This window comes from Curtobacterium sp. MCPF17_021 (assembly GCF_003234605.2).
GTDB lineage: Bacteria > Actinomycetota > Actinomycetes > Actinomycetales > Microbacteriaceae > Curtobacterium > Curtobacterium flaccumfaciens.
Genome location: NZ_CP126252.1, coordinates 1,546,264 through 1,572,582, shown reverse-complemented (window position 1 = coordinate 1,572,582; position 26,319 = coordinate 1,546,264). Strand labels below are relative to the sequence as shown.

The 26,319-nt window shown below is 70.9% G+C and carries 21 protein-coding genes; 3 read left to right on the top strand and 18 right to left on the bottom strand.

The features are described 5' to 3' along the window. Positions 1-4 precede the first annotated feature (4 nt). The 14 genes from ftsZ to DEJ29_RS07330 all read right to left on the bottom strand — a co-directional run bounded on the left by ftsZ (position 5) and on the right by DEJ29_RS07330 (position 17,599). A complete protein-coding gene (gene ftsZ / locus DEJ29_RS07395; protein ID WP_027465251.1) occupies positions 5-1,165 on the bottom strand; it encodes a cell division protein FtsZ in 1,161 nt (386 codons plus the stop codon). Between the two features lie 146 nt (positions 1,166-1,311). Then, positions 1,312-2,700: a cell division protein FtsQ/DivIB gene (locus tag DEJ29_RS07390; protein WP_111095406.1), complete on the bottom strand. Its 1,389-nt coding sequence runs from the start codon at positions 2,698-2,700 to the stop codon at positions 1,312-1,314. After that, positions 2,697-4,118 (bottom strand): UDP-N-acetylmuramate--L-alanine ligase, encoded by a 1,422-nt coding sequence (murC, locus tag DEJ29_RS07385; RefSeq protein ID WP_111088928.1) that lies wholly within the window; start codon positions 4,116-4,118, stop codon positions 2,697-2,699. Before murC ends, DEJ29_RS07390 begins: the two co-directional genes overlap by 4 nt. Next, complete coding sequence (gene murG / locus DEJ29_RS07380; protein ID WP_111095405.1) at positions 4,115-5,212, bottom strand: undecaprenyldiphospho-muramoylpentapeptide beta-N-acetylglucosaminyltransferase; 1,098 nt, start codon at positions 5,210-5,212, stop codon at positions 4,115-4,117. Before murG ends, murC begins: the two co-directional genes overlap by 4 nt. Next, positions 5,209-6,474: a putative lipid II flippase FtsW gene (ftsW, locus tag DEJ29_RS07375; protein WP_110864618.1), complete on the bottom strand. Its 1,266-nt coding sequence runs from the start codon at positions 6,472-6,474 to the stop codon at positions 5,209-5,211. The genes murG and ftsW overlap by 4 nt, the downstream gene beginning before the upstream one ends. Beyond that, positions 6,437-7,972: a UDP-N-acetylmuramoyl-L-alanine--D-glutamate ligase gene (gene murD, locus DEJ29_RS07370; protein ID WP_111095404.1), complete on the bottom strand. Its 1,536-nt coding sequence runs from the start codon at positions 7,970-7,972 to the stop codon at positions 6,437-6,439. Before murD ends, ftsW begins: the two co-directional genes overlap by 38 nt. A gap of 4 nt (positions 7,973-7,976) precedes the next feature. After that, the gene (gene mraY / locus DEJ29_RS07365) at positions 7,977-9,080 is read right to left on the bottom strand and encodes a phospho-N-acetylmuramoyl-pentapeptide-transferase (protein ID WP_071405416.1); all 1,104 of its coding nucleotides are present in this window, start codon (positions 9,078-9,080) and stop codon (positions 7,977-7,979) included. Beyond that, on the bottom strand, positions 9,077-10,585 hold the full coding sequence (locus DEJ29_RS07360; protein ID WP_111095403.1) for a UDP-N-acetylmuramoyl-tripeptide--D-alanyl-D-alanine ligase: 1,509 nt from the start codon (positions 10,583-10,585) through the stop codon (positions 9,077-9,079). The genes mraY and DEJ29_RS07360 overlap by 4 nt, the downstream gene beginning before the upstream one ends. After that, entirely contained in the window at positions 10,582-12,228 is a 1,647-nt protein-coding gene (locus DEJ29_RS07355) for a Mur ligase family protein (protein ID WP_111095402.1), read from the bottom strand. Before DEJ29_RS07355 ends, DEJ29_RS07360 begins: the two co-directional genes overlap by 4 nt. Positions 12,229-12,242: 14 nt before the next feature. Beyond that, the gene (locus DEJ29_RS07350; RefSeq protein ID WP_111095401.1) at positions 12,243-14,012 is read right to left on the bottom strand and encodes a peptidoglycan D,D-transpeptidase FtsI family protein; all 1,770 of its coding nucleotides are present in this window, start codon (positions 14,010-14,012) and stop codon (positions 12,243-12,245) included. Between the two features lie 49 nt (positions 14,013-14,061). Continuing rightward, the gene (gene ftsL, locus DEJ29_RS07345) at positions 14,062-14,775 is read right to left on the bottom strand and encodes a cell division protein FtsL (protein ID WP_071405413.1); all 714 of its coding nucleotides are present in this window, start codon (positions 14,773-14,775) and stop codon (positions 14,062-14,064) included. A gap of 1 nt (position 14,776) precedes the next feature. After that, the gene (rsmH, locus tag DEJ29_RS07340; protein WP_111095400.1) at positions 14,777-15,742 is read right to left on the bottom strand and encodes a 16S rRNA (cytosine(1402)-N(4))-methyltransferase RsmH; all 966 of its coding nucleotides are present in this window, start codon (positions 15,740-15,742) and stop codon (positions 14,777-14,779) included. A 106-nt stretch (positions 15,743-15,848) separates the two neighbouring features. Then, positions 15,849-16,280, bottom strand: coding sequence for a division/cell wall cluster transcriptional repressor MraZ (mraZ, locus tag DEJ29_RS07335; RefSeq protein WP_017886616.1), 432 nt, complete (start codon positions 16,278-16,280; stop codon positions 15,849-15,851). Positions 16,281-17,203: 923 nt separating this feature from the next. After that, the gene (locus DEJ29_RS07330) at positions 17,204-17,599 is read right to left on the bottom strand and encodes an SCO2097 family morphological protein (RefSeq protein WP_110864614.1); all 396 of its coding nucleotides are present in this window, start codon (positions 17,597-17,599) and stop codon (positions 17,204-17,206) included. A gap of 96 nt (positions 17,600-17,695) precedes the next feature. On the opposite strand from DEJ29_RS07330, the gene DEJ29_RS07325 reads away from it, so the two are divergent. After that, a complete protein-coding gene (locus DEJ29_RS07325) occupies positions 17,696-18,814 on the top strand; it encodes a polyprenyl synthetase family protein (protein WP_071405410.1) in 1,119 nt (372 codons plus the stop codon). 69 nt (positions 18,815-18,883) lie between these two features. Here DEJ29_RS07325 and DEJ29_RS07320 read toward each other — a convergent pair whose 3' ends face one another. Then, positions 18,884-19,240: an Rv2175c family DNA-binding protein gene (locus tag DEJ29_RS07320; protein ID WP_171907813.1), complete on the bottom strand. Its 357-nt coding sequence runs from the start codon at positions 19,238-19,240 to the stop codon at positions 18,884-18,886. Between the two features lie 172 nt (positions 19,241-19,412). Here DEJ29_RS07320 and DEJ29_RS07315 point away from each other — a divergent pair, with 172 nt between their 5' ends. Together DEJ29_RS07315 and pknB are read left to right on the top strand one after the other, a co-directional pair. Continuing rightward, on the top strand, positions 19,413-20,699 hold the full coding sequence (locus tag DEJ29_RS07315; protein ID WP_258375978.1) for a LysM peptidoglycan-binding domain-containing protein: 1,287 nt from the start codon (positions 19,413-19,415) through the stop codon (positions 20,697-20,699). Positions 20,700-20,781: 82 nt separating this feature from the next. After that, a complete protein-coding gene (gene pknB, locus DEJ29_RS07310) occupies positions 20,782-22,857 on the top strand; it encodes a Stk1 family PASTA domain-containing Ser/Thr kinase (protein ID WP_111095427.1) in 2,076 nt (691 codons plus the stop codon). Between the two features lie 155 nt (positions 22,858-23,012). Here the strand turns inward: pknB and DEJ29_RS07305 are convergent, their stop codons facing one another. The 3 genes from DEJ29_RS07305 to DEJ29_RS07295 form a co-directional block, all read right to left on the bottom strand. Beyond that, entirely contained in the window at positions 23,013-24,398 is a 1,386-nt protein-coding gene (locus DEJ29_RS07305; protein WP_071405409.1) for a class II 3-deoxy-7-phosphoheptulonate synthase, read from the bottom strand. A 104-nt stretch (positions 24,399-24,502) separates the two neighbouring features. Next, a complete protein-coding gene (locus tag DEJ29_RS07300; RefSeq protein ID WP_071405408.1) occupies positions 24,503-25,228 on the bottom strand; it encodes a lysophospholipid acyltransferase family protein in 726 nt (241 codons plus the stop codon). 91 nt (positions 25,229-25,319) lie between these two features. After that, entirely contained in the window at positions 25,320-26,273 is a 954-nt protein-coding gene (locus DEJ29_RS07295) for an ROK family glucokinase (RefSeq protein ID WP_017886608.1), read from the bottom strand. Positions 26,274-26,319 lie beyond the last annotated feature (46 nt).

Sequence of the window (26,319 nt, the reverse complement as noted above, 5' to 3'; positions counted from 1 at the left end):
TGGGTTACTTCAGGAAGTCGGGGACGTCGAGCTCGTCGTCGTCGTCGAACGCCGGGTCGGCGGCGCGCTGCACCGGCGGCTGGTGCTCCTGCGAGGCCCAGGACGGGCTCGACGTGGTCGAGTCCTCGATCGCGCCGGTCGAGGCGGCGACGGGCGCCGCTGCGCTCGACTCCGGGTCGACGTAGCTCGAGCGACGTTCCTTCTGCTGCTGGGCCGGCTCGCCGCCGTCGAAGCCCGCGGCGATGACGGTCACGCGGACCTCGTCGCCCAGGGTGTCGTCGATGACCGCACCGAAGATGATGTTCGCCTCGGGGTGCACGGCTTCCTGCACCAGACGCGCGGCGTCGTTGATCTCGAAGATGCCGAGGTTCGAGCCACCCTGGATCGACAGCAGCACGCCGTGCGCACCGTCGATCGAGGCCTCGAGCAGCGGCGACGCGACGGCGAGCTCGGCCGCCTTGATCGCACGGTCGGCGCCGCGCGAGGAGCCGATGCCCATGAGCGCCGAACCCGCACCCTGCATGACGCTCTTGACGTCGGCGAAGTCGAGGTTGATCAGGCCCGGGGTCGTGATGAGGTCGGTGATGCCCTGCACACCGGCGAGGAGGACCTGGTCGGCCGTGGCGAACGCCTCGACCATGGAGATGCCGCGGTCGCTGATCTCGAGCAGGCGGTCGTTCGGGACGACGATGAGCGTGTCCACCTCGTCCTTGAGGCCCGCGACGCCGTTCTCGGCCTGCGACTGGCGGCGCTTGCCCTCGAAGCTGAAGGGCTTCGTGACGACACCGATGGTAAGTGCGCCGATGGACTTCGCGATGCGCGCGACGACCGGTGCGCCACCGGTGCCGGTGCCGCCGCCCTCGCCCGCGGTGACGAACACCATGTCGGCGCCGGCCAGGGCCTCTTCGATCTCCTCGGCGTGGTCCTCGGCGGCACGACGGCCGACCTCGGGGTCCGCGCCGGCGCCGAGGCCGCGGGTGATCTCGCGGCCGACGTCGAGCTTGACGTCGGCGTCGCTGAGCAGCAGTGCCTGGGCGTCGGTGTTGATCGCGATGAACTCGACCCCACGGAGACCGAGCTCGATCATGCGGTTGACGGCGTTGACGCCGCCGCCGCCGACACCGACGACCTTGATGACGGCGAGGTAGTTGTGGTTCGTGGTCACGTCAGTCAGGCCTCCGGTAGAACCCTCAACCTCTACTTGAAGTTCAGGGGCAATGCTGGTAGATGTGGTGCTGGCTCCGACGCTACGGGTGCGTTCGGCGCAGTGTCGCCCCGCCACGCCGCGTGTCGCCGATCAGGTCCGGCAATTCAGTCCTTGGCGCGGATCACGCCGTTGTCCGGTGCCGAGACGTCGTACTCGACGACGACGCCGGGGTTCCGCGCCGCGTGGTCCTTGACCAGCGCGGCGAGCAGTTCGGCCTTCGCATCTGAGTCGTCCGGGCTCCCCCACACGACGGTCGAGCCGTCCTTGAGGGTCAGGGTGACGTCGTCGGCCGTCGACCCGGCGACGCGCGTCACCTGGGACCGGACCGTCGAGGGCAGCGCCAGCACGACCTCGGTCATGGTGCGGAAGCTCGAGGACCCCAGGCGCGCTCGGGCGATGTCGGCGAGCGGCATCGTCGCCGGGCGCTTCGGCGACGACTGCACGACGATGCCCGCGGGGTCGACGAGGTCGAAGGTGCTGCCGGAGCGCACCGCGACCACCGGCGTGCGCTCGGTCACCGTGACGACGAGCGTGTGCGGCGGCGCCTCTTCGGTCACGTAGCTCTCGATGAGCGGGAACCCGGCGACGTCCCGCTTGATCGCGTCGAAGTCGAGCCGGGCCAGGGGCGTTCCGATCTGGTCGGACAGCGCCTGGCGGAGCGCGGACTCGTCGACGCGGTTCGTGCCCTTGACCTCGATCGTGCGGAGCGCCATCAACGGGGAGAACACCGCGACGAGGATCGAGACCCCGAGCACCAGGACGACGCTCGCCGCCGTGATCCACGCGGCGCGGCGGTGCCGGCTGCGTCGGGTGAACCGGCGGACCTCGGCACGCTCGAGCAGCCGGCGGCGTCGCTTCGCGATGCGCGCCTCGCGGGCGGTCTCGGCAGCGCGCACCCGCGCCCCGATGGGCGCCTCGGCGTGCTGGTCGGTCCGGGAGGCACTGCCTGCGTCGAGCACGTCGGTCACGGTCGCGTCGCGGTCGCGTGCACTGCCCGCCGCGCCCCCGGACGGTCGTCGCGCCCCGTCTCCTCGGGGCGCGTTGCCCGCGTCGGGGCGCGGATCGCGGTGGTCCTCGTCCGGTGTGTACTCGCGCAGGCGGTCGGCGACCGCCCCGAAGCCGGCGCCGACGCGACGGCCGGCCGCGCCCGCGAGGGCGCCGACGCGGTCGCGCGTCGAGTCGGCGGCATCGGTGGTCGGATCCGCGCCCGCGGACGGTCGTCGCGCCCCGATGCTCGAGGGCGCATCGACCGCTGGGGGGCGCGATCCGGAGGGACCGGGTGCCGGAGCGATGGCCGGGGTGGTGGAGGCCGGGGCCTCGTCGACCGGGGCGTCCGGGGCGGACGCGGGACGGGCCTCCCGGTCGTCGGCGACGCGTCCGCGGAACGGCAGCCGCGGCTTCGAGGGACCACGACGCTGCCGGGGCGCTTCCGCGGCCTCGGCCGGGGCGTCCCTGCGGGCGTCCCCCTCGTCGAACCCCTCGGGGCGCTTCACCGGGACGACGCTCCGTCGGTGCCCAGGGCGCCGAGCACCTGCGGGATGATCCGGTACACGTCGCCGCAGCTGAGCGTCATGATGATGTCGCCGTCACGGGCGACCGCGGCCGCGCGGGCCGCCGCTTCGTCCCAGTCGGGCAGGAACTCGACGCGCGACTGGTCGGCGAAGCGCTCCTGCACCAGGGCACCGGTCACGCCGGGCTCCGGGTCCTCGCGGGCGCCGTAGACGTCGAGCACGACCGTGTGGTCGGCGAGCTCCTCGTACACCTTGGCGAAGTCGCCGGCCATCAGGCGGGTGCGCGAGTACAGGTGCGGCTGGTGGATCGCGATGATGCGACCGTCACCGACGACGTTGCGGGCTGCCTTGAGCGCCGCGGCGACCTCGGTCGGGTGGTGCGCGTAGTCGTCGTAGACCGAGACGCCGCGCTCGACACCGTGCAGCTCGAAGCGGCGCTGGGTGCCACCGAACGCCTCGAGCCCGCGGACCGCGTCGGCCGGGGCGACGCCGAGGCCGGTCAGGACCGCGAAGGCGCCGACGGCGTTGATCGCGTTGTGGCGGCCGGGCACGCGGAGGGTCAGGTGGTACGCCTCGCCACCGGCGCGGAAGTCGACCTCGACGCCCGCCGACTCGGTGATGCCCTCGATGCGGACGTCCGCGTCGACGGCCTCGCCGAACGTGACGATCTCGGGGGCGTCCGGGCGCTGGCGGATGCCGGCCGTGACCGTCTTCGCGCCGGCGTCGTCGCTCGAGATGACGACGCGCTCGCTCGCCTTCGCGGCGAACTCGACGAAGGCCTCGGTGAAGGCCTCCTCGCTGCCGTAGTGGTCCAGGTGGTCGGCGTCGACGTTGGTGATCAGGGCCACGGCGACGTCGTAGAGCAGGAACGAGCCGTCGGACTCGTCGGCCTCGACCACGAACAGGTCGCTGGACCCCGGGGCCGAACTCGTGCCGAGGGACTGGATGACGCCGCCGTTGACGAAGCTCGGGTCGAGGCCGAGCTCGACCATCGCGGTGACGATCATGCCGGTCGAGGTGGTCTTGCCGTGCGCACCGGCGACCGCGACCAGACGGTGCTCGGCGATCAGGGCGGCGAGGGCCTGCGAGCGGTGCAGCACCGGCAGACCGCGGCGCTGCGCCTCGAGGAGTTCGGGGTTGTCGGGCCAGAGGGCGCTCGTGACGACGATGGTGTCGGCCTGGCCGACGTTCGCGGCGTCGTGACCGATGTGCACGGTCGCGCCGAGGTCGCGCATCGTGCCGGTCGTCTCCGTCTCGCGGGAGTCGCTGCCCGTGACGCGGTGCCCAGCGGCGAGGAACATCCGTGCGATCCCGCTCATCCCCGCGCCGCCGATGCCGACGAAGTGCACCGTGCCCAGGTCGTCCGGGATCGGCTGGGTCAGGTCCGGCTTGATGGTCATCGTTCCTCCGTGGTGCTGGGGGCCTGCTTCGCGGCGTCGAGGACCAGGTCGGTCATCCGGTCGGCGCCGTCGCGGTGGCCGACGCTGCCCGCCCGCACGGTCATGTCCGCGATGCGGGAGCGGTCCTGCAGGACGCTCAGCAGCTGGAACGTCACCCAGTCCTGGTCGAATTCCCCGTCGGCCACCAGGACGGCTCCCCCGGCGTCGACGACGTCCTTCGCGTTGTGGCGCTGCTCACCGTTGCCCACCGGGTACGGCACGAGCACGCTCGGCAGCCCGACGGCGGTCAGCTCGCACACCATGCCGGCGCCGGAGCGCGACACGACGAAGTCGCTCGCCGCGTACGCCAGGTCCATCCGGTCGCAGTAGGGCAGCACGTGGTAGCCGTCGAGGTCGCTCGGGCCGATGTCCGACGCGGCGCCCACGACGTGCAGGACCTGCCAGCCGGCTCCGACGATCGCGGCGGCGGACTTGTTGATCGTCCGGTTGATGCTCCGTGCGCCCGAGGAGCCACCGGTCACGAGCAGCACGGGCCGGTCGGGGTCGAGCCCGAACTCGGCGAGCCCCTCGGCCCGGACGGCACGGCGGTCGAGCGACTCGATCTCGCGACGGAGCGGCATGCCGACGACGCGGCCGTGACGCAGGCGGGTGTTCGAGAAGGTGAGGCCGACGTGCTCGGTGAGGAACGCGGCGAGGCGGTTCGCCAGCCCGGGCTTCGCGTTCTGCTCGTGCACGACGATCGGGGTGCCGGTGCGGCGGGCGGCGATGTACGCCGGAGCGGCCGCGTAGCCACCGGCACCGAGGACCACCTCGATCTCGTGGTCGCGGATGATCTGCTCGGTCCGCTTGACCGCCGCCGCGAACCGCTGCGGGAAGCGCAGGGCGGCTCCGTTCAGCTTCCGCGGGAACGGCAGGCGCGGGATCGTCAGCAGCTCGTAGCCGCGCATCGGGACGAGACGGGACTCCAGGCCCTCGGCGGTGCCCAGCACGAGCACCTCGGCGCCCGGCTCCCGCTCGGTCAGCCGGTCGGCGACCGCGAGCAGGGGGTTGACGTGGCCGGCGGTGCCGCCGCCGGCGAAGAGGTACTTGCTCACCGCAGTGATCCGTTCGTGGAGGTCCGGCCGAGTGGGGCGTTCGTCAGGCCGGGGTCGTTCTTGCCGGGCAGGTCACGGGCGAAGGAGAGCACGACGCCGATCGCCACCAGGGTCATGATGAGGGCCGAACCACCGGCCGAGATGAGTGGCAGGGGCACACCGAGGACGGGCAGCAGGCCGAGGACGACCGCGATGTTGATGAGCGCCTGGCCGATGATCCACGCGAGGATGCCACCGGTGACCGTCTTCACGAAGGGGTCGCGGGACTGCCGGATGATCTTGATCATGCCGACGGCGAGCACCACGAACAGGCTGAGCACCACGACGGCGCCGATCAGGCCGAGCTCCTCGCCGATGATCGCGAAGATGTAGTCGTTGTCCGCCTCGGGCAGCCACGACCACTTCGCCTTCGAGTTGCCGAGGCCGACGCCGAACACACCGCCGGACGCGAGCGCCCACATGCCGTGCACGGGCTGCCAGCAGATGTCCTGGTACTGGCTGGTGTCGGTGCACCCCGACAGCCAGGCGCTGATGCGGGTCGAGCGCGAGGCCGAGGCCATCGTCACGAAGGGCAGCATCACGGCGAACGCACCGAGGCCGACGAGCAGGTGCCGGGCGCGGACGCCGCCGATGTACAGCGCGCCGAACACCAGGATGAGCATGACCATCGCGGTGCCCTGGTCACCGCCGAGGACGACGAGCCCGAGCGAGAGCATCGAGGCGATCCCGATCGGGATGAACACCTCTTTCCAGTCGTCGAGCTTGTCCCGCTTGACGTAGATGATGGCGCCGATGCCGAGCACCAGGCCGAGCTTCACGACCTCGGACGGCTGCGCGGTGAACGACCCGAGCTCGATCCAGTTCCGGTTGCCCTGGATGTCGATGCCGAGCGGGGTGAACACGAGCAGCTGCAAGACGAGCGCCGCACCGAGCAGCCGCATCGCCCACTTCCGCCAGATCCGGGTCGGGACCCGGCTGGCGATGAGCATGAGCGGCACGCCGAGCACGGCGTACAGGCCCTGGCGGGACGCCGCCCCGAAGAAGTCGTGGGTCGCCGCGTACTCCTCGACGCTCGACGAGGACAGCACCATCACGACGCCGAAGACGACGAGGAACAGCGTGACGCCGAGGATCGTGTAGAAGGTGCTGGACTCCGCGACGAAGACGTTCTTGACGGCGACGATCGCGCCGTTCGTCCGTCGTGGGGTCGTCGCGGTCCGGCCGTTACGGCTGTTCGGAAGATCCGTCGGTGTCGTCGCCATCGACTTCTCCTCCCAGGTGCTCGTTGACCGCGGCCGCGAAACGCTGCCCCCGGTCGGCGTAGGAGCCGAACTGGTCGAACGACGCAGCCGCCGGGGCGAGGAGGACGGTGTCGCCCGGCCTCGCGACCGATGCGGCATGCCGGACCGCCTCGCGCATGACCTGATCAGTGTCCGTCGTCTCCACCTGGAGCACCGGGACCGTGGACGCGTGTCGCGCGAATGCCTCGAGGACCGGGGTCCGGTCGGAGCCGATGACCACGACGGCGCGGACGCCGGGGCCGAAGCGCTCGACCAGCCCGTCGACGTCGACGCCCTTGAACAGACCGCCGACGATCCACACCACGGTGTCGAACGACGCGAGCGACGCGGTGGCGGCATGCGGGTTCGTGGCCTTGGAGTCGTCGACCCAGGTGATGCCGTCCGCCTGGGCGACGAGCTCGGTGCGGTGGTGGTCGGCGCGGAACGCCCGGACAGCCGACTGGATGGCGCTCGGCTGGACGGTTCCGGCACGGGCCAGGGCAGCGGCGGCCAGGACGTTCATGGTCATGTGCGGGCTGGCGAGCCCGGCGGCCTCGAGGTCGGCGATGGTCGACAGCTCGAGCGCGCTGTTGCGGCGGTCCTCGTTGAAGGCCCGGTCGCACAGGACGTCCTCGACGATGCCGACGTCACCGGGAGCGGGGACGCCGGGGGTGAAGCCGACCGCACGGCAGCCCTCCACCACGTCGGCCTCCTGCACCATCTGCCGGGTGGCCTCGTCGGAGGTGTTGTAGACGCACGCCATCACGGTGCGCTCGTAGACCTTGGCCTTCGCCGCGCGGTACGCCTCGGCGGAGCCGTGCCACTCCAGGTGGTCGTCGGCGATGTTCAGGCAGGCGCTCGCGAGCGGCACCACGGCGCCGTCACCGGAGGTCGCCGCGTAGTGCAACTGGTGGCTCGAGAGCTCGACGACGAGCACGTCGTAGCCGACCGGGTCGCGGACGACGTCGAGCACCGGCACGCCGATGTTCCCGCACGCGACGGCGCGCAGGCCGCCGGCCTCGTACATCGCGGTCGTGAGCTGTGTCGTCGTGGTCTTGCCGTTCGTGCCCGTGATCGTGATCCAGGGGGCCGCGACCGGGCCGCGGACGACCTTGTCGCGCACGCGCCAGGCGAGCTCGATGTCGCCCCAGACGGTGCTGTTCGTCACCGACCACTGCACGGTGGCGTTGTGCGGGGGCAGCCCCGGCGACACGATGACCACGTCGGGTGCCTGCTGCACGAGGGCGTCCGGCACGGTGTCGAGCGGCGCCTGCAGGAACCGGGCACCGATCACGTCGAGCAGCTCGACGCTGTCGGCGGGGGCGTCGGACGAGTAGACCGTCACCTCGCTGCCGAGCTCCACGAGCGTGTCGGCGACCGAGAAGCCGGTGGCACCGAGGCCGAGGACGGCGACGTTGAGCCCCTTCCACCCCTCGGAGTACCAGCTGTCGAGGGACTGGAGGCGGGACGGCGAGGACACCGGGTCAACCAACGCGTGCGATCCATTCGAGGTAGAAGAGTCCGACCCCCGCCGCGACGAAGAGCCCGGCGATGATCCAGAAGCGGACGACGACGGTCACCTCGGCCCACCCCTTCAGTTCGAAGTGGTGGTGCAGCGGACTCATCAGGAAGATGCGCTTGCCGTGGGTGATCTTGAAGTAGGCCCGCTGCAGGATGACGGAGCCGGTGACGATGAAGAACAGGCCACCGATGAGGATGAGCAGCAGCTCGGTGCGGCTGAGGATCGCGAGGCCGGCCAGGGCACCGCCGAGGCCGAGCGACCCGGTGTCACCGAGGAAGATCTGCGCCGGCGAGGTGTTGTACCAGAGGAACCCGATGAGCCCACCGCAGACCGCGGCCGCGACCACGGCGAGGTCGAGCGGGTTCGAGACGGTGTAGCAGGCGTGTGCGGTGTTCGAGTCGAGCCGTGCCCCGCCGCAGATCTGGTTCGACTGCCAGAAGCCGATGATGACGTACGAGCCGATCGCCAGGATGCTCGACCCGGTGGCCAGGCCGTCGAGCCCGTCGGCCACGTTCACGCCGTTCGACGTGGACACCGTCAGCAGGACGATCCAGGCCAGGAACAGCACGGTGCCGATGACGGTGCCGAGCGCCATGAAGTCGAGCCACGGCACGTCGCGGATCGCCGAGATCATCGTGGACGCCGGCGGCTTGCCGTTCGACGTGGGCACGACCAGGGCGATCGTCGCGAAGATGACGCCGACGATGACCTGGCCGAGGATCTTGGCCCAGCCGCCGAGCCCGAGGCTCCGCTGACGGCGCACCTTGAGGAAGTCGTCGATGAAGCCGACGAACCCGAGCCCGACCATCAGGAACAGCACGAGCAGCCCGGACAGCGTGATCGAGTCGCCTCCGATCAGGTGGCCGACGAAGTAGCCGATCACCGCACCGATGATCAGCACGATGCCACCCATGGTGGCGGTCCCGCGCTTGGTGTGGTGGGACTGCGGACCGTCGTCACGGATGAACTGCCCCCACCCGAGACGGTGGAAGAGCTTGATGAAGGACGGGGTGAGCAGCAACGTGAACACCAGCGACGTGGCGCCGGCGATGAGGAGCGCGATCATTCGGTGACACCTCCGAGGCGGTCGCCGAGGAATCGCAGTTCGGCAGACTTCGAGGACTTGACGAGGACGACGTCGCCGGGGCGGAGCATCTCCTGCATGGCACGGACGGCGTCGTCGACGTCCTCGATGTACACGGACTCGCCGTCCCACGATCCCTCGAGGGTGGCGGCCTGGTGGATGGGCATCGCGCCGCGGCCGACGACCACGAGCTGTCCGATACCGAGGCGGACGACGAGCCGACCGATGCGGTCGTGCTCCTCGACGGAGTACTCACCGAGCTCGGCCATCTCACCGAGCACGGCGACGGTCCGCTCCCCCGGGCGCACGATCTGCGCCAGGGTCCGCAGCGCCGCCGCGGTGGAGTCGGGCGACGCGTTGTACGCGTCGTTGATGACGGTGACGCCCTCGGGGCCGCCCTGGAGCAGCTCCATGCGCCAGCGCTCGGCGCGCGTCATCGACGCGAGCGCCGCGGCGCCGTCGGCGAGCGGGACGCCCCACAGGTGGGCCACGGTGAGCGCGGCGGACGCGTTCATGGCGTGGTGCTCACCCAGGATCGCGAGGCGCACGTCGACGTGATCCGGGCCTCCAGACAGGGTCGCGTCCGTCGGACGGTCGCCTTCGGGGCGGAGGGGAGGCGCGGTGAGGGTGAAGCGGGTGCCGCTGCGGTCCGTCTCGATGCCGGTGATGCGGTAGTCGGCCTCGGCCGACGTGCCGAAGCCCACCACCCGCGCGGCCGTCAGGTCGCGCATCGACGCGACGCGGTCGTCGTCGAGGTTGAGCAGCGCCGTGGCGGTCTCGGGCAGGTCGGTGACCATCTCGGACTTCGCTCGCTGCGTCGCCTCGATGCCGCCGAACTCACCGGCGTGCGCGAGGCCCACCTTGAGGACGACGCCGAGGTCGGGCTCGGCGATCGAGACGAGCTTGGCGATGTGGCCGACGCCGCTCGCGCCCATCTCGACCACCAGGTACCGGGTGTCGTAGGTGACGCGGAGCATCGAGATCGGTGCGCCGACGTGGTTGTTGAACGAGCCCTCGGGCGCGACGGTCGCACCGTGCTGCTCGAGGATCGTGCGGAGCATGTTCTTCGTGCTCGTCTTGCCGTTCGAGCCGGTGATGCCGACGACCCGCAGGGGTGCCGGGCGACCGTCGGCGTCGACGCGGTCCGCGGTGCTCATCCGGACGCGCGTGACGACCTCGTGCGCGAGCGCGGCGAGGGCTTCGTACCCGTCGGCGACGACGATCTGCGGCGCGGTGGTGTCCACGCGCTCGGGCGTGATCACCACGGCGGCACCGGCGTCGACCGCTGCGGGTACGAAGCGTCGGCCGTCGGTGACCTCACCGGGCAGGGCGAAGAAGACGCTGCCGGGGCGGACCAAACGGGAGTCGGTCTCGACCGAGCCCTCGACGACCAGGTCGCCGGGCTCGGCGACGTCGGTCGCCTGCGCGCCGCCGATCAGCTCGCCGCCGACCGCGGTGGCGATCTCGGCGAGGGTCATGGCGATCATCGGACGTCCTCCGCCGGACCGGAGTTCGGCTCCCAGCCGGCCTCGCGCAGGGCCACGCGGGCCTCGTCGCGGGCGGAGTACGGCGTGCGGACGCCCTGGATGTCGCGGTAGTCCTGGTGACCCGGGCCGGCCCAGAGGATCGAGTCTCCCTCGCCGACCAGGCTCACGGCCGTGCGGATGGCGGCCTCGGGCGGGCTGACCTCGTGGATCTCGTGGTCGGGGTACGCCGCACGTGCGGCGTCGACCAGGGTCTTCCGGATCGACGCGGCGTCCTCGAAGCGGGGGTGGTGGTCGGTGACGACGAGGATGTCGCTGCCGGCCGCGGCCACGCGGGCCATGTCGCCGCGCTTCGTGGTGTCGCGGTCGCCGTCGGCGCCGAACAGCATGAGGACCTTGCCGGAGGTGAACTGCCGGACCGCGGCGAGGGTGTTCTCGAAGGCGTCGGCGCTGTGGCCGAAGTCGACGTAGACGCTCGGGCCGTGCTCGCCGGAGACACGCTCGGTGCGGCCGGGCAGGTAGCACTCGATGGCGGAGACGCGGTGGGTCCCGCCGTCACGCTCGCTCGCGTCGTCCTCGTCGGGGTAGCGGCGGTGGTTGCTCTCCAGCGCGTGCGCGATGGCACCCAGCTCGAAGCCGCCCTCGACGAGCATGACGATCGCGAGTGCCGCGTTCGCCGCCATGTGCCATCCGATCAGCGGCACACGGGTGGTCAGTTCGCGGCCCTCGGGGCCGGTCAGACGGAACTCGGTGTAGGCGGCGTGCGCCTCGACGATGTCGACGTGCCACTCAGCCTCGACGTCGTGGTGCACGGTGATCGTGGTGACCGGGATGCGGGAGTCCTGCACCACGCGGTGGCCCCAGTCGGTGTCCAGCGAGACGACGCCGCGACGGGCGTGCTCGGGCTGGAACAGCGGGAGCTTCGCATGGTAGTACTCCTCCATGTCGGCGTAGTCGTCGAGGTGGTCGTGCGACAGGTTCGTGAAGGCCGCGACGTCGAAGACGATGCCGTCGACGCGGTGCCGGCTGAGGGCCTGGGCGCTGACCTCGACGGCGACCGCGCGGACCTCGCTCTCGCGCATGCGGGCGAGGAGCGCGTGCATCTCGCTGGCCTCGGGCGTGGTCAGGCGGCTCGTCACGCTGAGCGAACCGATGTGGCGCTCGGCGGTCGAGCTCAGGCCGGTGACCAGGCCGAGCTGCTTGAGGATGCCCTCGAGGATGTAGGACGTGCTCGTCTTGCCGTTCGTTCCGGTGACGGCGAACAGCTGCGGCAGGTCGGTGGCCTCGTCGGGGTGCGTGCGGTAGACCCACGCCGCGACGTCGCCGAGGGCGGCGCGGGGGTCGTCGACGACGAGCACCGGCAGCCCGGACGGCTCGACCAGTGCGACGCCGTCCTGGTCGGTCAGGACGGCGACGGCGCCGCGCTCGGCGGCCTCCGTCGCGAACTGTGCGCCGTGCCGGTTCGCACCGTGCACGCCGACGAACAGGTCACCCGGCTGCACCTCGGTGGCGCTCAGGGTGACACCGGTGGTCTCGATGCTGTCGACCGAGCCGACGACTCGCAGACCGAACGCGTTGGCGAGTTCGGAGACGGCCCTCGGGGTCGGGTGTTCGGGTCGGAGGACCGGGGGGATCCGTGCGGACAAGTGTTCCTTCTTCCTCACCACGTGGACGGGTAGAGCTTCGCCTCGGACGCGGAGGGGGCTACTCGGTACTTCTCGAGCACCTGGGACATGAGTGTGCGGAACGCCGGAGCCGCTCCGCTGGACCACTTGTTGGTCTGCGGCTTCGTGAACGTCACCGTGACAACATACTGGGGGTCTTCGGCGGGTGCCATTCCGGCCACCGACGTGATGCGCTGACCGCCGTAGCCCTGCGACCCCTCGGCCACCTCGGCGGTCCCCGTCTTCGCGGCGATGTTGTAGCCGGAGATCGGCTTCATGCCCACCAGCGTGCCACCCGTGACGACGCTCTGCAGCATGCCGGTGACCTGCGTGGCGGCGGCTGCGGAGACGACCCGCTGCTTCTGCACGTCGGGCGCGTCGATCGTCTTGCCGTCGGCCGTGGTGCAGCCCTTGACGAAGTGCAGCGGGATCCGGACACCGTCGTTCGCGATCGTCTGGAACACGCTCGCGACCTGCACGGCCGTCGTCGAGATGCCCTGACCGAACATCGAGTTGATGTTCGTCTGCTGGTCCCAGTTCGGGCTCGTGCCGTAGTCCATCGAGGGCTGGCCCGGGTAGTCGATGGCCGTCTCCGGCTCGAACAGCCCGAACTTCTTCATGTAGTCGAAGCGCTGCTGGGCGGTCAGCCGTGCGCCGAGCTCGGTGATGCCGACGTTCGACGAGTTCTGCAGGATGCCGGTCAGCGTGAGGTTCTCGGTGGGGTGGAACTCCGAGTCGTGGATCGTGCCGCCCCAGGGGAACGTGCGCGAGTACGGCACGACCGCCTGGTCGGTGGGGTTCGACTTGCCCTGGTCGAGCAGCGCGGCGGCGATGGCGGCCTTGATCGTGGAGCCCGGCTCGTACGACGCCGTCAGGGCACGGGAACCGAAGGCGCCCTTGTCGGTCGTGGCGTCGACGTCGTTCGGGTCCACCGTCGGGTAGTCGGCGACCGCGAGCAGCTCACCCGTCTTGACGTTCGTAACCGTCGCCGTCGCGGACTCCGCCTGCAGGGTCTTGGCGGCGGACGCGATGGTCTGCTGCGCCATGTACTGCAGGTCGCTGTCGATCGTGGTCTCGAGCGTGCCGCCGTCCTTGGCCTTCTTCGTGGTCACGGTGCTGCCCGGGAGCTGCACGCCGTCCTCGCCGCGCTCGTACGTCTCCGACCCGTTCGTGCCCGCCAGGCACTGGTTGTAGGAGTACTCCAGGCCGGCCTGGGCACCGTCGGTGCCCATGAAGCCGGTGAGGTTGCCCGTGGTCGCACCAGTCGGGTACACCCGCGCCGCCTGCGGCTCCGGGTACAGCCAGGGGATCCCGAGTGCCCGCACGGCCTCGTAGTGCTGCACGTCGAGGCCCTTGACCAGGTAGGCGAAGTCGGACTTCGGGTTCGCGGCGATGTTCTTCCGCATTGTCGCGACGTCGCCCCCGGAGGCCTTCGCCAGCGCGCTGAGGGCGGTGCCGACGCTGACGTCCTTGATGCGGGTGCCGCCGAGCTTGCCCTTGAACTGCTTGACCAGACGCGGCGAGGTCGTGATGTTGTACCGGGTGACGCTGTCGGCGAGTTCGGTGCCGTTGCGGTCCACGATCGACCCCCGGGTGCCGTAGATCGTCACGGGGATGCTGCGCTTCTGGGCCGACGCCTTGTTCAGCTCGGACGCCTGGACGACCTGGATGTCGACGAGCCGCACCACGAACACCCCGACGAGGGCGATCACGGCGAGCATCACGATGCTGTAGCGCAGGCGTCGGTTGCGGATCGTCTTCGTCACGCGGTGCGGTCCTTCCCGGGCGGTGCTGAGGGTGCGGCGGACCCGCCGGTCACCGGGTGGAGGGCGCCTGGAGCGGGTTCGCGTCGGACTCTACGGACGACTTCGCCGTCCCCTGGTCCGACGCGCTGGCGCCGCTCGTCTTCTCAGACGTGGCGGTGCTGTCGGTCGATCCCGTTGTGCCCGTGGTGCCCGACGACTCCTTCGTGCTCGACGTGCCCGACGTGTCCGTCGTGCTCGTCGTGCCCGTCTCCTTGCTGGTGGAGGTGTCCCCCGGCTTCGTGGCCAGCGGGACGTCGTTCAGCAGCGAGTTCGGCACCTGGTTCTCGGTGGACGCCGTGGCCTCGTCGGGCTTCGCCGGCGTCGGCGTGCCGTACACCCGACCGGTCTTCGGGTCGAGGTACACGGGCGTCGAGTTGGCGATCATGCCGAGCGACTGGGCGTTGCGGGCCAGGTTCTGCGGCGAGTCGAGGACCCGGAGCTGCTCGGACAGCGACTGCTGCGTGCGGGACAGGTTCGTCTGCTCGGCGGACAGCGAGTTGAGCGTGTACGCGCCCTGGCTGAGCACCATGCTGATGCCGAGCTGGGCGAGCAGCAGGATCCCGAGCGCGGCGACGGCCACCACGGCGTACCCGATGCGGGGACGTGCCCGGCGCTGGGCCGCGGTCGGGGTGACCTCGACGAGCTCGGGGCGGTGCTGACGGTCGGGGCGCGGGGCCCGCGACGGGACGACCGCAGGGTCGACGAGTGCGAGGTTCGTGCTCATGTCAGTTCCGGATCCGCTCGGCCGCGCGCAGGCGCACGGGGGTTGCTCGGGGGTTTGCGGCGCGTTCGGCCTCGTCGGCCAGCTCGGCGCCCTTGACGATCAGGGAGAAGGTCGGGGCGTGCTCGGGCAGCTCCACCGGCAGGCCGGCGGGGGCGCTCGACTTCGTGCGCTCCACCAGGGCCCGCTTGACGATGCGGTCCTCGAGGGACTGGTACGACTCGACGACGATCCGGCCGCCGACCGCGATGGCGTCCAGCGCCGCCGGGATCGCCCGCTCGAGCACGCTCAGTTCGGCGTTGACCTCGATGCGGAGTGCCTGGAAGACGCGCTTGGCCGGGTGCCCCTGACGCTGGATGGCGACCGGGGTCGCGTCGTGGAGCACCTGGACCAGGTCGCCGGACATCTCGAACGGCTTCGTCGCCCGCCGCTCGAAGATCGCTCGGGCGTAGCGGCCGGCGAGCTTCTCCTCGCCGTAGCGCTGGAAGATGCGGCGGAGTTCGCCCTCGTCGTAGGTGGCCAGGACGTCGGCGGCGGTCTGCCCCTCGGTCCGGTCCATGCGCATGTCGAGCGGTGCGTCCTGGCTGTACGCGAACCCGCGCTCGGCCCGGTCGAGCTGCAGCGAGCTCACGCCGAGGTCGAACAGCACACCGTCGACCTTCGTGAAGCCCTCGCCCTCGATCGCGTCGACGATGCCGTCGTACACCGTGTGCACGAGGCGGACGCGGTCGCCGAAGCGGGCCAGGCGCTCCCCCGCGATGCCGAGTGCGTCGGTGTCGCGGTCGAGTCCGATGAGCGTCAGCTCCGGGAACCGCTCGAGCAGGCCCTCGGAGTGGCCGCCCATGCCGAGCGTGGCGTCGACGACGACCTTGCCCGGGCCCTCGAGCGTCGGCGTGAAGAGGTCGACGATGCGCTGGAGCATCACCGGCGTGTGCGGGAAGCGTGGCGTCTCGTTGTCGTTGTCGGCCATGTGCAGCCCCTCGTCTCCTGGGCCGTGGGTCCGGATCCCCATCCATGCGACCTGACACCGGGGAAGTGGCGTCAGGGCTTCACGGCTGGGAGTCCCGATCCGCGGATCAGAAGATCCCCGGGATCACCTCCTCGTCGTTGTCGGCGAATGCCTCTTCGGCTTCGGCGTAGTAGGCCTCCCACGCGGGGGTGGACCAGATCTCGGCACGGTCACCGCTGCCGATGACCGTGAGGTCCCGCTCGAGCCCCGCGTACTCGCGGAGGTTCTGCGGGATCGTCACGCGGTTCTGCTTGTCGGGCTGTTCGGCGCTGGCCCCCGAGAGGAACAGACGCATGTAGTCCCTGGTGCGCTTCGACGTCATCGGGGCGGTCCGGATGCGCTCGTGGAGTTCCTCGAACGTCCGGGCGCTGAAGACCACGACGCAGCGTTCCTGGCCGCGGGTCATCACGAGCCCGCCGGACAGTTCGTCCCGGAACTTGGCGGGGAGGATCACGCGACCCTTCTCGTCGAGCTTCGGGGCATGAGTACCGAGCAGCACGTCGGGCCTCCCCTCCGCTCCACCGGACCGTTGCGAGCCCCACTTTACTCCACTCCCCTCCCTTCGACCAGGAATTCGCTCCCTTTTCCGCCCGCGACACCCCTACTGGGGGCATCGAGGCCGGAATGCACCGCCCAGGGATGACCGTGGATGCCCGGATCCATGCGGTTCGCGCGTGCCGGAGCAGTCGTGGAGGAAAGTGGAGGACTTTCGCAGCCGGTGGAGCACCCCGGGGCGCGCCGCGGGCTCACAACGGCGAATGGTCACGAACTGTCGCTCGCGCGGGTTCGAACCGACAGTCCCTGCACCCTCGGCATCCACCGCGCGGCATGTCGTGACCACTCGCGCACGCACCCGCGGCGGTCCACCCCGGCCTCCCCGGCCTGGAGGCCCGTCCCACCTCCGCCGCGGCGCTCACGCGGGCGCACGGTCGGCTCCACCACGCCCGGCCCCCGGTCAGCGCATGGTCACGACGTCCCGCCACCGCGACGCCGAGTGGTCACGAACTGTCGCTCGCGCAGCCCCCAGCCGACAGTTTGTGCGACCTCGGCGGCCAGCACGCGGCATGTCGTGACCACTCGCGCACGCGCCCGCGGCGGTCCACCCCGGCCTGGAGGCCCGTCCCACCACCGCCGCGGAGCTCACGCGGGCGCACGGTCGGCTCCACTACGCCCGGCCCCCGGTCAGCGCATGGTCACGACGTGCCGCCGCCAAGACGCCGAGTGGTCACGAACTGTCGCTCGCGCGGCCCCCAGCCGACAGTTCGTGCGACCTCGGCGGCCAGCACGCGGCATGTCATGACCACTCGCGCCGGCACGACCCCGGCCCGCCCGACCCACAGGCCACCGGGAACACGAAACGGGGCCGACCCGAAGGCCGACCCCGTGGAGGAGTGTGGAGGGAGTCCTGGCGACCCCCGTCAGCTACTGACTCTGGTCGTTGCGCTTGTCCCAGCGCTCGTTCATCCGGTCCATGAAGGACCCGCCACCACCGGCGGACGGACGCGCAGAACCTCCGGACGCGGGCTTGCCCGGCCGAGCGGGCTTCGCCTTCGGGGCACGCATGCCCGGGCGCAGTGCGAACAGGACACCGGCGAGCATCACGACGAAGCCGAGGATGCCGAGCAGCGGTGCCTTGATCACGAGGCCGACGATGACGATGGCGACCCCGGCGAGTGCGCCGAGGACACCGAGCGTGATGGCTGTGTACGTCGGACGACCCTGTCGACGTGTGACACGCGCCACGAAATCGGAATCGTTCTGGTAGAGGCTGCGCTCCATCTCTTCGAGAAGGCGCTGCTCCTGTTCCGAGAGCGGCATCTTGGTTCCCTCTGTTCCTGGGATCGACGCGGGGTTGAAAAACGCGGGTTGAGTGGACCGATTCTATGCCTCGACCACTCCACTAGGGTAGGGATCGTGGCTGAGAGTACGCGATTAGTGGACCTCGTATCGGCGCGTATCGACCGGGCACTCGACGAGCAGCGTGAACGGCTCCTCGCGATCAGCCCCGACCTCGCGCCGTTCGACCGGTACGCCCGAGACCTGTTGTCCGGCGGCAAGCGCTTCCGGGCGCTGTTCTGCTACTGGGGATGGCAGTCGGTGGCGGGCCGTTCGGGCTCGTTCGACCCGCTGGCCGAAGGGTCCCGGCAGACCACCGCCGAGGCCGTCGTCACGGTCGCCGCAGCGCTCGAGGTCTTCCACGCCGCAGCTCTGGTGCACGACGACATCATGGACCGCTCGGACACCCGTCGTGGGCGTCCGGCCGCGCACCGCCGCTTCGAGTCCCTGCACGAGGAGTCCGGCTTCGTCGGCGACCGCGGGCAGTACGGCACCAACTCCGCGCTGCTCCTCGGCGACCTGCTGCTCTCGCTGAGCGACTCGGTGTTCGACGAGGGTCTCGCGCTCCTCGACCCGGTGCGGGCCCGCATCGTCCGCCAGGAGTTCCACGCGATGCGCCTCGACGTCACGGCGGGGCAGTACCTCGACGTGCACGAGGAGACCGCCTGGCCCGTCATCGACGAGTCCGAGCACCTGCTCCGCGCCCAGCGCGTCATCGTCTTCAAGTCGGCGAAGTACTCGATCGAGGCCCCGCTGGTCATCGGCGCCCTGGTCGCCGGCGCGAGCGACTCCCAGCTCGAGGGCCTCCGCGCCTTCGGACTCCCCCTCGGCGTGGCGTACCAGCTCCGCGACGACATGCTCGGCGTCTTCGGTGACCCCGAGGTCACCGGCAAGCCGGCCGGCGACGACCTGCGCGAGGGCAAGCGCACCGTCCTCATCGCCTCGGCGCGCAAGACGCTGGCGAGCGGCCCGCGGCAGCTCCTGGACGAGCTCCTCGGCGACCCCGACCTCGACGAGGAGCAGGTGCAGATGCTCCGCGCCACCCTCACCGAGTCGGGTGCCGTCGCCGCCGTGGAGCGGTCGATCGAGCGGCACGTCCAGCGCGCCAAGGCGGCACTGGACGCCTCGCCGCTGACACCGTCGGCACGCGAGCAGCTCGCGTCGCTGGCCGACACGGTCAGCCGCCGGTCGTCCTAGACACACCCCAAGAAAGACGGGAGGCCCGGTGCCAGCTGGCACCGGGCCTCCCGTCTGTCCGGAACGCGTCTAGAGCAGCGACTGGGCGATGCGACGCACCTCGGCCTTGCGACCGGCGCGCAGCGCCGCGATCGGCGTGGTGCCCATCGCGTCGTCGACGGTGAGCATCCAGCGCACCGCCTCGTCGTCGGTGAAGCCGTTGTCGCCGAGCACGATCAGCGTGCCGCGGAGTTCGGGCATGGGCTCGCCGTCCTCGAGGAACTCGACGGGCACGCGCAGCACACCGCCGACGCGGGCTGCGAGCAGGGTCTTCTGCTCGAAGAGTCGGTGGATCCGTCCGGGGCTGGTGCTGAACATGTCCACCAGCTCGGGGACGGTCAGCCAGCGTTCGGAGAGGGACAGGTCGTCGACGGGTGCGGCACTCACACGCCCATGGTGCCAGAGTGACCGCCGGAGTGAATCCGCCTCGTTCGTCACATTCGTCACATCCACCCCATCTGACTCTCTGGTTGACTTGGGAATCAGGCCATGCCAGCGTTGTGGCACCTGTGAGTGCGCGCATGCGTGCGCACGGCTCAGTCGAGATCAGGAGAAACCCGTGGACCACGCTGCAGACGAAGTCGCCCGGCGCGCACGATCCGCCCGGTTCGCCACCATGCCCATCGTCCTCGCGGGCACCATCGCCGTGAGCGCAGGCCTCACCGGCCCGGTCGCGCACGCCGAGCCCCGGCACGACGACGCCGACGCGAACCACAAGCGCCACGTCGACCAGGACCGCGCCGTGACCGACCGCCCGGTGTTCAGCACCGCCGTTGCCCGGCCGTCGCAGACCGTCGTGCGGACCGTCGCCGCGACCACGAAGGCCCCCACCACCGCTGTGCCCACGAACTACACCGTCCACCACGGCGACACGGTCTCGGGCATCGCCACCCGCTTCGGCCTGTCGGCGCAGGAGATCCTCGTGCGCAACGGCCTCGGCTGGAACACGATCATCCACCCCGGGCAGACGCTCCACCTGGCGTCGACCCCCGCAGTCACCACCGCCGCGGTCCGGACCTCCGGGTCGACCGGCGGCTCCGGCTCGGACACCTCGAGCTACCACGTGAAGCACGGCGACACCGCCTCCGGCATCGCGTCCCGCGTCGGCGTGTCGACCACGGCGCTCCTCAGCGCGAACAATCTGTCGCAGCGCAGCGTCATCTACCCCGGCCAGACGCTGCGGGTGCCGCACGGCACGTCGTCGACGCCGTCGGTCTCCACCGCCTCGGCCCCGTCGACCAAGTCGAGCGTGCAGATCAGCGCCGGCGACACCGTGGCCTCGATCGCCGCCGCGCACCACGTCTCGGTCAAGTCGCTCCTGTCGGCGAACGGCCTGTCGTACACGAGCACGATCTACGCCGGCAAGACGCTCGTCATCCCGTCGTCGAACGCCACCGCCGCGCCCGCGGTCGCCGCGAGTGCTGCGGTCAGCGGTGCCGTCGGCCTGAGCGCCGAGCAGCACCAGAACGCCGCGACCATCGTCGCCGTGGGTCGATCGCTCGGCGTCCCGGACCGCGGCATCGTCGTGGCCCTCGCCGCCGCGATGCAGGAGTCGAGCCTCCGGAACCTGCCGCACGGCGACCGCGACTCGGTCGGCCTGTTCCAGCAGCGTCCGAGCCAGGGCTGGGGCAGCGCGCTGAAGCTGCAGGATCCGGCGCACGCCACCGCGCTGTTCTTCGGCGGGCGGAACAACCCGAACGCCGGCAAGACCCGCGGGCTGCTCGACGTGCCCGGCTGGTCCTCGATGAGCATCACCGACGCGGCCCAGGCCGTGCAGCTCTCCGCTTACCCGAAGGCCTACGCCACCTGGGCGAGCGCCGCCGAGGGCTGGCTGGCGACCCTCTGAGCCTCATCCGGAAGATCGAGATTGGGTCACGGCCGGTGCGCCGGTGCGTCCGAGTGCGGTCTCGATTCGTAGAATGCCGCCGATGACCACCAACGCCGCCACGGACCCGATGATCGGTCGCATGATCGATCAGCGGTACCGCGTCCGCTCCCGCATCGCGCGCGGGGGCATGGCGACCGTCTACCTCGCGACCGACGTGCGCCTCGAGCGACGCGTCGCGATCAAGATCATGCACGGGCACCTGGCCGACGACCAGGCGTTCCGTGAGCGCTTCATCCAGGAGGCCCGTTCGGCCGCCCGGCTGTCGCACCCGAACCTGGTGGGCGTCTACGACCAGGGCGCCGAGGGCGAGATCGCCTACATCGTCATGGAGTACATCCCCGGCATCACGCTGCGGGACCTGCTGCAGGAGCACCACGCCCTGACGCCCGAGCAGGCGACGGACATCCTGCGCGCCGTGCTGGCCGGCCTCGCCTCGGCCCACCGCGCCGGGATCGTGCACCGCGACCTGAAGCCCGAGAACGTCCTGCTCGCCGACGACGGCCGCATCAAGCTCGGCGACTTCGGCCTGGCCCGGGCCACGACCGCGAACACGGCGACCGGCGCGGCACTGCTCGGCACCATCGCCTACCTGTCCCCCGAGCTCGTGACCCGCGGCGCCGCCGACTCGCGCAGCGACATCTACGCGCTCGGCATCATGCTCTACGAGATGCTCACCGGCGAGCAGCCCTACAAGGGCGAGCAGCCGATGCAGATCGCATACCAGCACGCCAACGACTCCGTGCCGGCACCGAGTGCCGCCGTGTCCGGGGTGCCGCCGGAGCTCGACGAGCTGGTCGCCTGGTCGACCGCTCGCGACCCCGAGGACCGCCCCCGCGACGCCCGCGAGATGCTCGACCACATGTCGGGCAACCAGCAGCGTGCGACCGGCCAGTACCGCACGGCCGTGCTCCGCCCCGAGAACGGGACCGCGATCCTGCCCTCCGGTGGTGCCGGCACGCTCGGCGCCGCCGCGGCCGCCGCCTCGGTCGGGGCTGCAGGAGTCGCAGGTGCGGACGAGACCGCCATCATCGACCGGTCCGGCGACCGGGACACCGGCGACCGCGGTCGAGCGCCCGCCCGTGCGCGTGGCAACGCCCCGGGCCCCCGTCGCACCGGGGCCCAGCCGGGCGTGCTCTCCCCCGCCGGACAGCGGCTCGCCGACCAGTCGGCGAAGCGCCGGAAGCGCGGCTGGATCCTGCTGTCCGTGGTCGTCGTGCTCGCGCTGATCGGAGCCGGCTTCGGCTGGTACTTCGGCCCGGGGCCGGGTGGCAACGTGCGGATCCCGGAAGTCACGGGCAAGTCGGTCTCGCAGGCCCGGCAGCTGCTCGAAGCACAGGGCCTGCAGGCGGCGTCGAAGACCGGGACACGGTTCGACGCCGTCGTCGCGAAGGGGCAGGTCTCCACGACGAAGCCGGCCGCGGAGCGCGAGGTGCAGAAGGGCACGGCGGTGCAGATCGTCGTGTCGAACGGCCCCCGGATGATCCCGCTGCCGGCGATCGTCGGCCAGCCGCTCTCCACCGTGAAGGCCGCGCTCGACGACGACTTCGAGCTGCAGGACGACCGGTACGAGTTCTCCGCCGATGCCCCGAAGGACACCGTGGTCGCGGCGACCGGTCGGGCGTCCGGCGGCAAGGCCCTCGACCTCACGACGGTGCAGGCCTACGGCGAGACCGGGCCGGTCACCCTGACCGTCTCGCTCGGGCCGGTTCCCGACGTGGTCGGCAAGACGGTCGACGAGGCCTCCGCCGCACTCGACGAGGTCGGCCTGATCCTCGGCGCCCGCACCGAGGAGTACAGCGAGACCGTGCCCGCGGGCCAGATCGTCTCGGCCGCCGTGCAGGACTCCCCCGCTGTGCGCGGGTCGGCGGTGGACGTCGTCGTGTCGAAGGGTCCGACGCCGATCACCGTGCCGGACCTCGGAGCGGAGCGGCCCACGATCAACGAGGCGACGAAGACCCTCGAGGACCTCGGCCTCAAGGTGTCCGTGCCCGACTGCACGAACATCCTCTGCGGCTTCTACGACTGGAAGTCGAAGCTGCCCGTCACCGGCACCGATCCGGGGGCCGGCGCCACGGTCTACCGCGGCGACACGATCACCCTGTCGTACGACCAGTAGGTGCGGACACCGCACCCTCGGCCCTCGACGCGACCCCAGGACGGACGGGAGGCCCGTGGCGGCGCCGTCACGGGCCTCCCGGCCGACACGCGAAAGCGACAGAACCCCGCGAACATGCCGCGGGGTTCTGTCGCTTCGACGAAACGGTTCCTGCGTTACGAGCGGTCGGGCTGGTGCGCGCCGAGTTCCTCGGCCACCAGGAAGGCGAGCTCGAGGGACTGCATGTGGTTCAGGCGCGGGTCGCACAGCGACTCGTAGCGCGTGGCGAGGGTGGCCTCGTCGATGTGCTCCGAGCCGCCGAGGCACTCGGTGACGTCGTCACCGGTGAGCTCGACGTGCATGCCACCCGGGTACGTGCCGACCTGGCGGTGGGCCTCGAAGAAGCCGAGGACCTCGTCCACGACGTCGTCGAACCGGCGGGTCTTGTAGCCCGTCGGCGTGGTCAGGCCGTTGCCGTGCATCGGGTCGGTGACCCACAGCGGGTTGGCGTCCATGCCCTTGATCGCCTCGAGCAGCTTGGGCAGCTCGTCGCGGATCTTGCCGGCGCCCATCCGCGTGATGAAGGTCAGGCGACCCGGCTCACGGTTCGGGTCGAGCTTGTCGACGAGCGCCTTCATGTCGTCGACGCTCGTCGTCGGGCCGAGCTTCACGCCGATCGGGTTGCGCACCCGCGACAGGAAGTCGACGTGGGCGCCGTCGAGGTCGCGCGTGCGCTCACCGATCCAGATGAAGTGCCCGGACGTGTCGTAGGCCAGGCCGGAGCGCGAGTCGATGCGGGTCATCGGGCGCTCGTAGTCCATCAGCAGCCCCTCGTGCGAGGCGTAGAACTCGACGTGCTTGAGCGCCTCGAAGTCGGCACCGCAGGCGTCCATGAAGCGGATCGCGCGGTCGATCTCCTTGGCGAGGTGCTCGTAGCGGGCGTTCGCGGGGTTCGAGGCGAAGCCCTTGTTCCAGGAGTGCACCTGGCGCAGGTCGGCGAAGCCCCCCTGGGTGAAGGCCCGGACGAGGTTCAGCGTGGAAGCAGCGGTGTGGTACCCCTGCACCAGGCGGCGCGGGTCGGCCGTCCGGCTCTCCGGCGTGAAGTCGTAGCCGTTCACGATGTCGCCGCGGTAGGCGGGCAGCGTGACGTCGCCGCGGGTCTCGAAGTCGCTCGAGCGGGGCTTGGCGAACTGCCCGGCCATGCGCCCCATCTTGATCACGGGCATCGAGGCACCGTAGGTCAGCACGACGGCCATCTGCAGGATCGTCTTGACCCGGTCGCGGATGGAGTCGGCGGTGGCACCGGCGAAGGTCTCGGCGCAGTCACCGCCCTGCAGCAGGAACGCCTTGCCCTGGGCGGCGGCCGCGAGCCGCTCACGCAGCTTGTCGACCTCGCCCGCGAACACGAGCGGCGGGAGCGTGGCGATCTCGGCCGAGGCGGCCTCGGCCGCGGCGGCGTCCGGCCAGGTCGGCTGCTGCTTGATCGGGAGCGTCCGCCAATAGTCGAGCCCCTCGATGACGTCCGGATCCTGCAGGGCGACGAAGTCGGTCGACTCGGGCAAGGGCGTTACCTCGGTGTTCTGTGCGGGCGGCCCGACGACGCTGACCGGCACCGGGCCGCGCGTCGTCGATGGGCGTCCTGGCGGGGTGCCGGGACCATCAGAGCCTAACGTGCAGGCGTCGACTTCCGTTCCCGCATGACGGCCTCGCGCGCGGAGCTCGCCCGCTCCTTCACGCTGGTCGCGTAGACGTCCACGTACTCCTGACGGCTCAGGCCGGCGAGCTCGTGCATGACCTCGTCCGTGACGCTGCGCAGGATGAAGCGGTCGGTCTCGAACCCCTGGAACCGCGAGAAGTCGAGCGGCTTGCCGAACACGACCCCGACGCGCTTGATCTTCGGGAAGCGCTGCCCGATCTGCTGCACCTCGCGCGTGCCGACCATGGCCACGGGGACGACGAGCACGCGCCCCTCGAGGATCATCCGGGCGATGCCGGTGCGGCCGCGGTAGAGCTTGCCGTCGGGGCTGCGGGTGCCCTCGGGGTAGATGCCGAGCTGCTCACCGCGCGCCAGGACCTGCAGGCCGGTGCGGAGCGACGCCTCGGACGCCTTGCCGCCGGAGCGGTCGATCGGCAGCTGGCCGATGGCGTTGAAGAACGTCTTCGTCGCCCAGCCCTTCAGGCCACGGCCGGTGAAGTAGTCGCTCTTCGCCAGGAACGAGAGTCGACGGTCGAGCACCGCCGGCAGGATCACCGAGTCGATGAACGAGATGTGGTTCGAGGCGAAGATGACCGGGCCCGAGGTCGGGACGTGCTCACGCCCGACGACCCACGGCCGGAACAGGGTGAGGATGAGCGGGCCGAGCACGAAGTTCTTCAGCAGCCAGTAGGTCATCGACGACTCCAGGTGGTGAGAAGGTCCGGGTGGTGCACGGCCCGGGGTGGGCGGTCGTTCGTGTGCGCGTGTGCGCGTGTGCGCGCCGACCCTACGCCGTGCGGGCGTGGATGCGGGCGAGGTCGGCGGCACCGACGACGCCGGCGTCGTTGACGAGTTCGGCGATCACGAAGTCCGGCTCGGGGTGGTACCCGCGGGCCGGCAGGTTGTTGAGGTACGCCTGCTTGATCGGGTCGAGCAGCCGGTCCCCCGCGCTGGCGACGCCGCCGCCGAACACGAAGAGCTGCGGGTCGAGCACCGCGGACAGCGACGCGCACGCCTCGCCGAGGTGTCGACCGAGCCGACGGAGGGCCGCGAGGGCACCCGGGTCGTCGGCCAGGATCAGGTCGCCGACGATCTTGCCGTCGAGCTGGCCGCCGTTGTCGGCGCGGGCGTCGGCCAGGGCCGAACCGATGCCACCGGCGTCGGCGACGTCGTTCGCCATGCGCTGCAGGGCGCGGCCCGAGCCGTACTGCTCGATGCAGCCGCGGGCGCCGCAGCCGCAGGGCAGCCCGTTCGGGACGATGCGCAGGTGGCCGATCTCGCCGCCGGTGCCGAAGCCCCCGCGGAACAGGCGGTCCTCGGTCACGATGGCCCCACCGACGCCCGTGCCGATGGTCAGCATGGTCATGTCGGACACGAGCCGACCGGCGCCGAACCGGAACTCGGCCCAGCCGGCGGCGTTCGCGTCGTTGTCCACCGTGATGTGGAGGTCGCCGAGGCGCTGCTGCAGCTTCTGCCGGAGCGGTTCGTTCCGCCACCGGATGTTCGGCGTGTAGTAGACGATCGACTGCGAGGCGTCGATGAACCCGGGGGCAGCGACCCCCACGGCGCCGACCTGGTGGAGCGAGCTGAGTCGCTCGACCATCGAGACGACGTCGTCGAGCATGGCGTTCGGGTCCGCAGCGTTGGTGGCCACGCGGTCCTCGGCGACGATCTCGCCCAGTTCCGTCACGACCGCACCCGCGATCTTGGTGCCCCCGATGTCGATTCCGATGGCGTGCACGAGCAACGAGCCTACCGGTTCGCCGCGAAGTCACGGAACGCCCGGT

Bases quoted from the DNA above. Each gene is read 5' to 3' on its own strand.
- mraY (WP_071405416.1), bottom strand. From the start codon at position 9,080: ATGATCGCGCTCCTCATCGCCGGCGCCACGTCGCTGGTGTTCACGTTG.
- DEJ29_RS07360 (WP_111095403.1), bottom strand. From the start codon at position 10,585: ATGATCGCCATGACCCTCGCCGAGATCGCCACCGCGGTCGGCGGCGAG.
- DEJ29_RS07300 (WP_071405408.1), bottom strand. From the start codon at position 25,228: ATGACCTACTGGCTGCTGAAGAACTTCGTGCTCGGCCCGCTCATCCTC.
- ftsW (WP_110864618.1), bottom strand. From the start codon at position 6,474: ATGGCGACGACACCGACGGATCTTCCGAACAGCCGTAACGGCCGGACC.
- DEJ29_RS07330 (WP_110864614.1), bottom strand. From the start codon at position 17,599: ATGCCGCTCTCGGAACAGGAGCAGCGCCTTCTCGAAGAGATGGAGCGC.
- rsmH (WP_111095400.1), bottom strand. From the start codon at position 15,742: ATGGCCGACAACGACAACGAGACGCCACGCTTCCCGCACACGCCGGTG.
- pknB (WP_111095427.1), top strand. From the start codon at position 20,782: ATGACCACCAACGCCGCCACGGACCCGATGATCGGTCGCATGATCGAT.
- ftsL (WP_071405413.1), bottom strand. From the start codon at position 14,775: ATGAGCACGAACCTCGCACTCGTCGACCCTGCGGTCGTCCCGTCGCGG.
- murC (WP_111088928.1), bottom strand. From the start codon at position 4,118: ATGACCATCAAGCCGGACCTGACCCAGCCGATCCCGGACGACCTGGGC.